The following is an 11,886-nucleotide window of genomic DNA, read 5'->3' as shown; positions in this document are numbered from 1 at the left end:
TTCGCAGAAGCCTTATCCTCAGCACGAAAAATTAAAGATAATTATAAGCGAGCAGTTGCATTAAGTTCTATAGCAACTCATTTACCTGCGATTTTTCCAGAAGCCTTATCCGCAGCACGAAAAATCAAAGATAAAAGCAATCGAGCAGCTGCATTAAGTTCTCTCGTCACTCATTTACCTGAAATTTTACCAGAAGCCTTTAAAACAATTAAAAGTATTGATTTTGAATTTGATCAAGTAAGATTGCTAATTTTACTTGTCCCTCATCTACCTGAACATCTGTTTTTAGAAGTATTACATGGAGCGCAGTATATCAGCTCAGAATCTGACAAAGCTAAATTATTAAGCAAACTTACTTATAATTTACACATAATTTGTGATTCTTCTATTTATTCTTGCTGGAGTGAATTACTTCACTACTCAGCCAGTTTAAAGCGTAGTAGCTTATTGATTCAAATTAGAGAAAATATTCACATCATTAGTAAGTTAGGCAACTCTAATACTTTTAGAGAAATTGCTGATGCGGTTCATGATGTAGGGCGATGGTTTCCCTAAAATCAAAGTCAATTTGTTGATCGCCTGTTGCAGATTTTGAAAAACAGCAATTACACTTTGGTTTTCCCACGTAAACTTGCCAAAAACCTTTCATGGACAAAATAAGCACAGATGTCTTAGTTGTTGGTGCTGGAACAGGAGGAGTCGCCGCCGCAATTCAATCCGCTCGCTCTGGAGTACAAACCGTATTAGCCACAGAATTTTCTTGGCTCGGCGGAATGCTAACCTCAGCAGGAGTTTGCGCCCCCGATGGTAACGAATTAGCAGCTTGGCAAACAGGTTTATGGAGAGCATATATTAAGGAATTACAAAAAAGACAAAGCGGTGGATTAGACAACGCTTGGGTGAGCCTCTTTACCTATCATCCCGCTGTAGGTGCAAAGATTTTCGACAATTGGACAGAAGAATTAGACAAATTACAAGTCATAAAAACAGGAAAACCTTTAGCTGTTCTCAAGCAAGGCGATCGCATTACGGGCGTAACCTTTGCTAACCTCACCATCGAAGCAACCATCACCATTGATGCCACAGAATTAGGAGATTTACTTGCGATCGCAGAAATCCCCCATCGTTGGGGTTGGGAATTACAAGCAGAATTCAACGAACCCAGCGCACCAATTGAACATAATGAAATAACTGAGAAATATACTGTTCAAGCACCGACTTGGGTTTTTTTGTTGGAAGAAGGGAATAGGGAACAGGGAATAGGGAACAGGGAACAGGGGGGAAATCTATTTAAGAATACTTGGGAAAATTATGGTGCGGAAAAATTTCTCAACTACGGAAAACTAACCGATAACCTCTACATGATAAATTGGCCGATCGCAGGAAATGATTATGGCCTCGGAATCGATCGCCTAACCCAATCAGCAACAGCAGCCGATGAATTTCTACTAGAAGCCTATAACCATAGCTATAAATATGCTGAATATTTGCAAACAGAATTAGCAGGTAATTACGGCTTAGCGAGTAACATTTTTCCTCACCACGAAAATCAGATTTTACAAAACTCAGAAATTAAACTTGATCCCGCCTTTGCCCTCCATCCCTACTATCGAGAAAGCCGTAGAATTATCGGCAAAACCACTATTACAGAACATGACATTTTACCGATGGCAAATGGTTCAGTCGCTGCTTTACCCGTAAATGACCAAGGACAAGTAAATGCGATCACGATCGGTAACTATGCCAACGATCATCATTACCCAGGATTCGATTTTCCCCTAGAGCCCAAATCTATCAAATGGGGTGGACGCTGGACAGGAACACCTTTTACCATTCCCTACGATGCACTGATTCCCCAATCCATTGACGGCTTAATCGCCTGCGAAAAAAATATTTCTGTTTCCCATATTGCCAATGGCAGTACCCGCTTACAACCAGTGGTGATGAATATTGGTCAAGCTGCGGGAATGGCGGCAAAGTTATGTATTGAACAGAATTGTCAACCTAGAGAATTACCAGTCAGAACATTGCAAGATGCTTTATTAGAAGATCAATTCGCTCCCTCAGCAGTAATTCCCCTGTATAACTTGTCGCCAAACAATCCTCAATGGTTGCACTGGCAAAAATATTATTTAGAGCATCCCGAAAAATATCCAGTAGATGGTAATTATCCTCACGAAGATCTTGATAATTATCTTGTCCCCCAAGGAAATCATTATCGGGGAATTTTCCAACTACATGGAGAACAAGACTATAGATTTACACTCCAAGAACCCCAAGATATCCCACAAAAATCTTGGCAGTTAATTACCATCGAGCCCCAGGTCAATCAGCAACTATTAAATCTCACCAATGGCATAGAGATTAATGTCGTCGGCAGGCTAAATTATGCAGGCAATTGGTTAATCATTGAAAAAATATTGTGAAAGCATAGATTGTTCTCCCGATATTTCAAGCAACAATACCTGACCACTGCACCTTTTTCTCTTTAGTGCGACGAAAGGAAAACCAATATTCAGGTTGTTGATAAGTACAATAAGGCGCGATCGCGATTTGTTCTTTACCAATCCCCAACTGCTCAAGTTGAATCGCATTAACTCTTCGCACATCCAATTTCACTCTGCCCGCTTGAGAATCCTCTAACAGAGGAGAATCTTCAATGTCAAACAAAGCATTTAGAACTTTCTCCTTCTCCTCATGCTCCGTAATACTTTTACCAACTTCTGCTGCGACAGTTTCCGTCACCTGATAGACTTCTCCTGCGATCGCTGCACCCATTGCAATTCGCAAATTTTCTAAACTACTACCCTCTGCCTGTAAAAGTGCGATCGCCTCTGGAACAATTTTCTGGGAAGTGCCGCGCCAACCAGCATGGATCGCCGCAACTTTACGAGTTTCCACATCTCCAATCAGCACCGGATTACAATCAGCGCTAGCAACCCAAAGAGCCTGTGTTTCATAATCACTCATAATGCCATCTGCATTGGGGAATTGCTGCTCCAAATTTTCTTGTGAAGTCTTAGAACTAATCTCTTGAGGAGTCAAGACTCGATTGCCATGCACTTGTTTAACTCGATAAACATCAGCCTTCGGCTCCAGCGCGGTTACCAATTTTTCAGGAGGATGAGGGTAACATTGCTGAGTGAAAAACCCATGCCGCCACGAACTTAATAACTCACAAGTTAAATAGGGCAAACCCTGCCATTCTTGCCATTTCCAAGAAGAATCATTCATAAAAAATCAATAATTAATAGTTAATAAAATCAAAAGACTAGCAAAGATAACTCTTACTAGTCTCCAATTGTAATTAATTTGATTAAGCTACAAGATATTACAAACCAGCTGTTCACTGATAACTGATTTTAGGCTTCGCTAGGCACAAATTCATTAGTATTCACATCATATTTCCAAGAAATACCTTCAGGATCTTTACTAAGACTCCAGATTGCAAATTCAGCTTCAGATTTTGTTTTCTGTCGACCGACCGTACTCGAATTTACATCCAGACGTTTAGCCAAATCTGCTTGATTCATAGATTGAATTTCAGGCTTGTCTAAGGTAGATGTAGCAGTAGCGGTTTTTGCTTTTTCTTGAGCGAGTTGGGTAATTTCTTTAAAAGATACCGAGTTGGGCTCTTTAGTTGTAGATGAAGTACTAATAGACTGAGGCGAAGTCGAGGTTGTTGTAACTTCTTCTTCTTCTGAATCATCGCCAAAAGGATCGCTATCGTCAAAAATACGACCCAAGGCACTAGCAGTAGGGAAATAATAGACAACACCTTTGTCTTTGACTTTTTTAGGTTGTGTCCCGTATTCTTCTGCTTTTCTTTCTAGATAGGCTTTAGCTGATTTGGAACTAAGACCAGCTTTTAATGACAAATCCAACGGAGTCAGATAACCTCGATTTTCTTTAACCAGGTTATTGAAAAAGGGATTGACTAATTGGCTCCATTTTCGCCATTGATAACCTTGCCAGGCTTTCCAGCTAACAATTATAAATGTTAATCCTAATAATACTGGCCATAGTTGGCAGATAATCACGATCGCAAATGCCATCGGAATAATCAAAACTAAAAGCCCATTAGAATTACGATCTAGCACTTGTCCAGTCATAATTATGGATGCAATTGTTTAATGAATGGTTTGCCTTGCAATTTCACTTGCATGGACTAAGTGCAATCTTAATGCAAGTTGCGTTGCATTGCATAGATCTAGAGGCAATTTTTGCCCCCAATAGCTACTTTGTTACAATCAGTTGGGATAACTCAAGACGTTGCAACATTGCTTTACGTCCCGCAATAGCTACCGAATCATCTAATTTGCTTAGGTTTATTTCCTTTTGATATTTGATTTGCAAGGCGGTTTTGATTAGCCAATCAGTGATGAAGGGATTTTTGGACAACAAGGGGCCGTGGGAATAAGTTGCGATCGCATTATGATAAAAGGCACCTTCGGTTTTGTCTTCCCCATTATTCCCATAACCAACAATTACTTTACCCAAAGGTTGCACAGAATCTAAATAGGTTCTACCACCATGATTCTCAAAGCCGATAATAATTGGGTCCTCGTCCCAAAGAGCCTGCAATTCCTTCGCTAAAGGAGTTGCTGTGATTTCAAAAACCACATTGCCAATACAGCGATTCGCCTCAATTCCGGGATGTTTACTGACTAAATCTAATAATCCTAAACCTTCAATTCTCTGTCCCAAAGCTGGTTCGTAATAGCGTCCCAACAGTTGAGGAGAACCACAGGTGAAGACTCCTGGAGTACCTGATTCTATCTTATTTCTAAAGGCTGCGGCCTTTGCTCCCTGGAGATCTCGCATCACAATCTCTTGTTGGCGATCTTGAGCTCCGCCACCAACAATAATATCTACCTTGCTAAATTGGGCACTATCCGCCTCGCGATCGAGGGGTATGATGGAAACTCCAATATTTCGCCATTGACAACGCCTTTGAACACAAATGACATTTCCGCGATCGCCATAAGTACTCATTAATTTAGGGTATAGCCAACCAATCGATAATTCCATATAGCTTACAAGCGAAGACAACTAAACTTGAATTTAGTCTAAAAAGCCAATTATTTCTGGAAGAAAATATTAAAATATAGTTACACTATTGAATAAATTTTAATAAGTTCCACATAGTTAGTATTAAAGTGAGAATCTAGAATATGCCTGCTAGCCCAACAACAGTTAAGGAAAAAGCTGCAAAAACTGTTCGCAAAACCTATCCTAACTATAAAATCATAGTTCTCAATGATGATTTCAATACTTTTCAGCATGTCACCAAAACCTTGATGACTTATATCCCTGGCATGAGTAGCGATCGCGCCTTGGAACTAACCAATCAAATCCACCATGAAGGTCAAGCCATAGTCTGGGTAGGCCCCCAAGAACAAGCAGAGTTATATCACCAACAACTTAAAAGAGCAGGATTAACAATGGCTCCATTAGAAGCAGCCTAAAATAAGACCAGTAAAAAACTTTGGCAACTATACCTCAAGTAAAAATAGCGAAGACTTTAACACAACTAATATTAATCGTATCTATTACCTGAAGGTAATCAGCAGTTTTCACTCAAGCAGTTTCCTGTTCGAAAAGATGTAATAAACTTTATTGAGTAGTAAGCATAGAGGGTTCATAGGATAATTCAGCCAAACAATTAAGAACTTTTTGAGGATGAAGCTGAGTCATGCAAAGATGATTTTCCAATAAACAAGATTTATTTTTAAAGCAATTCTTCTCGCAGATCGTACAATTAAATTCAGATAGAGCTATTCTAACGTGGGGTTGCCTGGGAGCCCAAAGCCTAATGGGACTGGCTCCATGGCCATTATCATCATTACCAAAGATAGCAACAGTGGGACAACCAACTGCTGCTGCAATGTGTAGAGGCCCAGAATCTACAGCAATGCAAGCCCTGGCTTGGCGGAAAGCACCAGCCAATTCGACCAAAGATGTTCGGCCTCTAAGATCAATCAAAGAAGTTTGGTTGAGCAAATCATCCTCAACATTTCCAGAATAGTATAAAGCTTGCTGAATTTTGGGGTTATTGCCCACTAATCCCACAGTTAATCCCTGTTGTTCACACCAGTTAATCACCTCTTTCCAATAACTAACTGGCCACATTTTGGCTGAGCGAGTGGCTGTTACACTAATCAAGATATCGGGGACTTTAAACTTAGGAAGCTTGCTAGGCAATTCCAATTTAAAAAAGTCGGTTTCTACATAAGCAATACGACAGAATATTTCGCCGATATAGTTGCTGGTAAGAATATCTCGATGTCTTTCGAGAAATGCAGGACTATTCCAGTTAGAATCTGCCAAGACTTTTTGCACAGGATCATGGCTTGCATCTAACTTAATCCGAAAATCAGGAGATAAGGCTCCGCCTACTATATATTTGGGGCGAATAGCTGTAACAATCACTAAATTGATTTCACTAAACTCATCACAATTAATCGCTAAATCATAATCACCAGCAATTTCACGTCTTTGGCGAACTGCTTGAGCAAGACTTTCGAGAAAGTTTAAACTGTCCGTATAAAGGGAAAATCGCCAGTCAACATAAGAACTTTGAACTTCAAAGTCCTTAGTAATTTCACTGCCAAAAAAGTCGATGATGCTATTGGGGTACTTTTCTTTGAGACCTCTTAAAAGTGGTGTGGTGACAACAAAATTTCCGACTTTGGTAGAAGAAAAAATTGCTATATGGGTATTTGAGCGTAGAGATTGATTAGAAAATATTTCCATTGGGAATAAAGAATGATATTACTATTGATTTAAATTTGATATTTATAGATATGGGAAATATAATAATTTCGAATATAAACTTTGCAAAATCACGATTCCTAGTTGTTTTAGCAACCTTAAATAATCGCTATATACATAATAATTAGAGCTTTATATAATACGATTCATTAATTATGCAAGAATTCTCATTATTCAGCTATCAATTTTTTCAAAAATAACTTGACGACCTTTATGAATCAGCTTAATTTTATCCGTGAAAACCCTTAAAAATTTATCGACAGCCATCTTAGGATGTTGATTAGGATTATCCTTAAACTGAGGCCAATTGTAATCATCAAAGATAATTAGACCTTTGACCTTAACCAAACCCCAGCCCAAGATAGCATCTTCAAGAATATCAGAGGCCACATGAGAACTATCAATGTATAGAAAATCGTAGGTGTTCAGGGGCAGCCTCCGCAATATTTCTTGCGATTTACCAACAATTTTTTGGACTTTCTCATTGGAGCCTGTTTTAGTAATATTAAAGTCAAATCTTAGTTCAACAGAGCTTAAGGACTGTTCGCCTTGGTAATCCTTAAACTCTGGATTCTGATGCTCTATAATCTCCTTAAATGTATCTATACAGATAATTTTTGCTGAGTCATGGGTCAATATATTATCTAGTAACCAACAAGTCGATCTTCCTTCCCAGCTTCCTATCTCTAAGAATTTTAGTTTTGCTAAATTTGTAAACTTTCCTAGAAACTTCTGCCAATTAGAAATATTATTACTAAACCAATCTTGAGTAAATTGATAACCTTTGAATTGACAATGTTGTATATATTGTTTATGCCGCAAATATAATAATCTTTTCTCTCTTATGTTATGCACTTCTCGTGCAGAGACAGGGTCGATGTGAGATTTTCCTCGATACTCATTTGGTGGTAGTTGGAACTTAGTTATTTGTCTGTCAAAATTATTGCCAGGATACCTAATATATTCAACGGTGTTTGGGTCAAATTTGACAATCTTATAAAATCTGGACAATGCAAGTTGATAGGCAATATCTTCTGTTCCTACTTTTTTATAAATCTCATCTTCAGGAAATCCTTCAATAAACTCATGACATTCTCTTCTGACACATAAATTGAGAGGAATACTATTCTCGATAGCTGCCTTCCAATAAGGATGGAGTTCATCTTCGGTTTTGACACCTGTTCTAACTACATCAATACGCTCTTCTGGAAAGTTGATTGTCAAGTTATAATTGTCATTAACAAGCTTGAAAGATGCTTTCCCTTCAGATTTGCCTTGTAACAACATAAAGCAGATATATATATGTTCTGGCAAGAATAGATCATCCCCATCACAAAAAAACAAAATATTGCCCTGAGAGTTCTTTGTCCCTATATTTCTAGCTGCTGCTGCCCCTCGATTGCTAAGTTGGTTCACAATTTTAATTAATGGGTTTTGGCTCGCAAACTCTGTTGCTAGGGATAAGCTGTTATCAGTGGAAGCATCATTAACGACTATTATTTCGGCTGTTACTTCCTGAGAGCGGGGAAAATTTTCATTGAAAAACTTAATACTAATATTAATGCTGTCGAGAGTTTTTATGATTTGTTTTTCACAGTTAAAAACTGGCACAACAACCGAAAAAGAACTAATGTTTAAGTCTGGTTTCAGACACTTTTGACCCCCAGTGTATTTCTCAACCAAACTTTTGACTTTCTCTACTTGAAGCCCTGTTTTAACCTCCTCAACAGAAAAAATCGGTGCTTCTCCTGCTAAAACAGCTTGCAGTTTCTTCTTCACCTGCTCGAATACACTTACCCAATCTCCTCGTTTGGATTGCCGAAACAATCGCATGGTGGGATACCAAGGAGAGTCCTGACGCTCAAGTAGCCAACGCCAGTCCGGGGCAAAAGGCAATAATACCCAGACAGGTTTACCCATTGCTCCTGCTAAATGCGCTACTGCTGTATCTACCGTAATCACTAAATCTAATTGCTCAATCACACAGGCAGTATCTACAAAGTCTTTTAGTAGAGGACTGAGATCGTAAATGCGATTTCTTGTGAGCCAGGGTTTAATATTGTCAGCATCCTCGCCCACTTGCAAGCTATAAAGTGATATATTTCCTAAATCAAGTAATTCTATAAAAAATTCTGGTATACAAGACTTTTTCCTATATATCTTAGTGTTAACTTTGCCTGCCCAAACTATACCGATGCGGTACTGTTCAGATGAAGGCAAGATGCATTCTGAACGTAATTTTTGAGGAGGAAAAATGTAGGGGTTTGAGTTGTAAATATTATCTAAATTGGTTTTGAGAATTCTCGGCAAACTCATCATTGAAGCATGGCAATCATAGGTATAAATGTTGCAGGCACTCAATTCCACAAGTTCAAAGTCATTTTTTAAACATTCTTGAAATAAGGGGATTAATGATGATTGAACAGCCAAAAAGACCTGTGCACCTCGTTTCTGGAGTTCTTTAGCGTAACGAACAAATTGAATAGCGTCACCAAGTCCTTGCTCATTCCAAAGAACAATTGATTTCCCATTAATATCAGCGCCTTTCCAAATAGCAGTTTTTAGATAGTGATATTTTTCTGTTTGCAATCGCCATTCGTATTCTGAAAAACCTTGCTGGAAATTACCTAAAATTAATAATGCCATGCCCAAATTTCTATGGGCTTCAGCATAATCAGGTTTCAGTGAAATTGCTTTTTGACAACAGACGATCGCATTGTCAAACTGTTCTAATTCTTGATAGACAACAGCCAAGTTATTATGAGCCTCAGCATAATCAGGTTTCAGTGAAATTGCTTTTTGACAACAGGTGATCGCATTGTCAAACTGTTCTAATTCTTGATAGACAACAGCCAAGTTGCTATGAGCTTCAGCATAATCAGGTTTCAGTGCAATTGCTTTTTGGTTGCATTGAAAAGCTTCAGCTGACTTTCCTTGGTCTAGATAAACTTTGCCCAAGTTAGTATAAGCTTGAACATAATCAGGTTGAGTTTTAATCGCTCTCTGATAGCATTCAAAAGCTTGATTCAACTGTACTTTTTTCAGATAAATATTCCCCATATTGCTATGAAATCTAGCATCATTAGGGTTAAGTTGAATTGCTCTATGATAGCATTTTAACGCTTTAGACCAGTCCCTTTGTTTTTCGTAGATAACACCTAAATTAAAGTAAGCAATAACATGATCAGGTTGCTCTTGCAAAACTTCTTGAAAACAACTTTGAGCAGCTGATATTTGACCTGATTTATAATGCTTAATCCCTAACTCAAACTTTTTGATTTCAGTATGATTTGTTGGTTGAAGCTGAATTGTAAGTCTCTTGACAGGAAATATAGGGGATTCTCCTTCCAAAACAGCTTGAAGTTTCTTCTTCACCTGCTCGAACACACTTGCCCAATCTCCCCGCTTAGGCTGCCGGAATAACCGCATGGTAGGATACCAAGGGCTATCTTGGCATTCTAGGAGCCAACGCCAATCCGGGACACAAGGTAATAATACCCAGACAGGTTTACCCATCGCTCCCGCCAGATGTGCGACCGCTGTGTCTACCGTAATCACTAAATCTAATTGCTCAATTACACGAGCAGTATCCACAAAGTCCTTGAGTAGAGGGCTGAGATCGTAAACGCGACCATTTCCTAGCCAAGGCTGAATTTGGGAAGCATCTTCGCCTACTTGCAAGCTATAGAGAGAGACCTTCGGACAATTCAATAAATCTATAAACAATTCTGGCGTACAAGATTTCCTCCTATACATCGCAGTATTAACCTTGTTGCCAGCCCAAACAATTCCAATTCGATAAGTATCTGATGGAGGGAGAAAGCAATTAGAGAGCAAAGGACTAGGAGAAAAAATATATGGATTACCATCAGGAATACTATCTAAATCAGTCTTAAAAATACAAGGCAAGCTCATCAGCGAAGCATGATATTCGTAACTATAAATGTTGCATTTGCTCAATTCTATGACTTCAAAAGTAATCTCCAAACAATTTTGAAATAAGGAAACTAATGGATCAACAACACTCAAAATTACTTGGGCACCTTGGTTTTTGAGTTGCATAGCATAACGAATAAATTGAATGGCATCACCCATTCCCGAATCATTCCAAAGAACAATAGATTTCCCCTTGATATCACAACCATTCCACATAGGAGCTTGCAGCTTAAAATGTCGATATTTCTTATTGGAAAGTTGCCATCGCCATTCATACTCTAAAAAACCTTGAGCCAAGTTACCTGACAGGAGCAAGACATATCCTAGACTATGATGAGCAGAAACATGGTTCGGTTGAATTTGGATTGCCTTATAGAAGTAATCAATAGCTTTATCAAGTTGTCCTGGCAACTTACTAGTTGTCTGACCTAAACTATTGTAGGCATCTACCAAATTGGGATTAATTTGTATTGCCTTCTGAAAATAATCTACGGCTTCTGGCAATTTGTCTTGCTCATCCAACAAACATCCCATACACCAATAAGCAATAGCATCATTTGGCTTGAGTCTAATAGCCTCCTGGAAGTATTTAAATGCTTGGATAAAACAGCCTTGTTTTTGGTAAGCCATGCCATAATTAAGCATAGCTTCAGGCAACATTTCTAGCTTTTTATAGGCAACACCCAGATTTCTGTAGGCTTCAGAGTAATGCCTATCTATTCGAATCGCTTTTTTATAAAATTTAATAGCTTGAGATAATTGCTTCTGTTCTGAGTAAACATTGCCCAGGCTACTATAGAAAATAGCTTCTGTTGACTTTAATTTAATCGCTCTTTCAATATTCTCAATAGCAATTGAATATTGCTTGCTTAGAGCATTCACAACTCCAAGTAGATGCCAAGTATCAGCGTTATCAGCTTGCCATCGTAATACTTGTTGAAAACAAGCTTCTGCGTCAGGAAATTGTTTTGATTGACAATACTTGATACCCAAATCAATGTACTGCTTAATTTGCTCATCCGTTATTGTTTCTTGAGTTTTCTTTTGTAGCTTTGAGACTTCTTCAGAATTCTGTCTTAACATCTTTTTTTAGTGCACTTTAGTTAAAACTTGCAGAGTGAATTTGGTCATGCTAACTTGACTCAGAGAATAAATTGCTCTATCGCCCCCATAGTT

Annotated in this window: 7 protein-coding genes and 1 pseudogene; 3 read left to right on the top strand and 5 right to left on the bottom strand. The window is 38.5% G+C overall.

The annotated features are described in order from the left end of the window. Together XEN7305_RS29170 and XEN7305_RS21300 are read left to right on the top strand one after the other, a co-directional pair. Window positions 1–555, top strand: a pseudogene (locus XEN7305_RS29170) (hypothetical protein); the annotation flags it as partial. A 92-nt stretch (window positions 556–647) separates the two neighbouring features. After that, a complete protein-coding gene (locus XEN7305_RS21300) occupies window positions 648–2,426 on the top strand; it encodes an FAD-dependent oxidoreductase (RefSeq protein WP_006511590.1) in 1,779 nt (592 codons plus the stop codon). 25 nt (window positions 2,427–2,451) lie between these two features. Here XEN7305_RS21300 and pgeF read toward each other — a convergent pair whose 3' ends face one another. The 3 genes from pgeF to XEN7305_RS21285 form a co-directional block, all read right to left on the bottom strand. Next, window positions 2,452–3,234 carry a peptidoglycan editing factor PgeF gene (pgeF, locus tag XEN7305_RS21295; protein ID WP_006511589.1) on the bottom strand — a complete coding sequence of 261 codons (783 nt, stop codon included), beginning with the start codon at window positions 3,232–3,234 and terminating at the stop codon, window positions 2,452–2,454. Between the two features lie 128 nt (window positions 3,235–3,362). Beyond that, on the bottom strand, window positions 3,363–4,112 hold the full coding sequence (locus tag XEN7305_RS21290) for a hypothetical protein (RefSeq protein ID WP_006511588.1): 750 nt from the start codon (window positions 4,110–4,112) through the stop codon (window positions 3,363–3,365). A 124-nt stretch (window positions 4,113–4,236) separates the two neighbouring features. After that, the gene (locus tag XEN7305_RS21285) at window positions 4,237–5,031 is read right to left on the bottom strand and encodes a type 1 glutamine amidotransferase (RefSeq protein WP_006511587.1); all 795 of its coding nucleotides are present in this window, start codon (window positions 5,029–5,031) and stop codon (window positions 4,237–4,239) included. Between the two features lie 143 nt (window positions 5,032–5,174). Here XEN7305_RS21285 and clpS point away from each other — a divergent pair, with 143 nt between their 5' ends. Next, window positions 5,175–5,468 (top strand): ATP-dependent Clp protease adapter ClpS, encoded by a 294-nt coding sequence (gene clpS / locus XEN7305_RS21280; RefSeq protein WP_006511586.1) that lies wholly within the window; start codon window positions 5,175–5,177, stop codon window positions 5,466–5,468. A gap of 148 nt (window positions 5,469–5,616) precedes the next feature. Here the strand turns inward: clpS and XEN7305_RS21275 are convergent, their stop codons facing one another. Further along, entirely contained in the window at window positions 5,617–6,756 is a 1,140-nt protein-coding gene (locus tag XEN7305_RS21275; RefSeq protein WP_006511585.1) for a glycosyltransferase family 9 protein, read from the bottom strand. 192 nt (window positions 6,757–6,948) lie between these two features. Further along, window positions 6,949–11,793 (bottom strand): tetratricopeptide repeat protein, encoded by a 4,845-nt coding sequence (locus XEN7305_RS26995; RefSeq protein WP_006511584.1) that lies wholly within the window; start codon window positions 11,791–11,793, stop codon window positions 6,949–6,951. Window positions 11,794–11,886 lie beyond the last annotated feature (93 nt).

The sequence above is a fragment of the Xenococcus sp. PCC 7305 genome (genome assembly GCF_000332055.1).
Lineage (GTDB): Bacteria > Cyanobacteriota > Cyanobacteriia > Cyanobacteriales > Xenococcaceae > Xenococcus.
The sequence above is the reverse complement of the archived record's forward strand: the minus strand, read 5'-3'. Positions and strand labels throughout refer to the sequence as shown.

What these genes read in the sequence shown, in the direction of transcription:
- XEN7305_RS21290 (WP_006511588.1), bottom strand. Translation starts at nt 4,112, where the DNA reads ATGACTGGACAAGTGCTAGATCGTAATTCTAATGGGCTTTTAGTTTTG.
- XEN7305_RS21300 (WP_006511590.1), top strand. Translation starts at nt 648, where the DNA reads ATGGACAAAATAAGCACAGATGTCTTAGTTGTTGGTGCTGGAACAGGA.
- clpS (WP_006511586.1), top strand. Translation starts at nt 5,175, where the DNA reads ATGCCTGCTAGCCCAACAACAGTTAAGGAAAAAGCTGCAAAAACTGTT.
- pgeF (WP_006511589.1), bottom strand. Translation starts at nt 3,234, where the DNA reads ATGAATGATTCTTCTTGGAAATGGCAAGAATGGCAGGGTTTGCCCTAT.
- XEN7305_RS21275 (WP_006511585.1), bottom strand. Translation starts at nt 6,756, where the DNA reads ATGGAAATATTTTCTAATCAATCTCTACGCTCAAATACCCATATAGCA.
- XEN7305_RS21285 (WP_006511587.1), bottom strand. Translation starts at nt 5,031, where the DNA reads ATGGAATTATCGATTGGTTGGCTATACCCTAAATTAATGAGTACTTAT.
- XEN7305_RS26995 (WP_006511584.1), bottom strand. Translation starts at nt 11,793, where the DNA reads ATGTTAAGACAGAATTCTGAAGAAGTCTCAAAGCTACAAAAGAAAACT.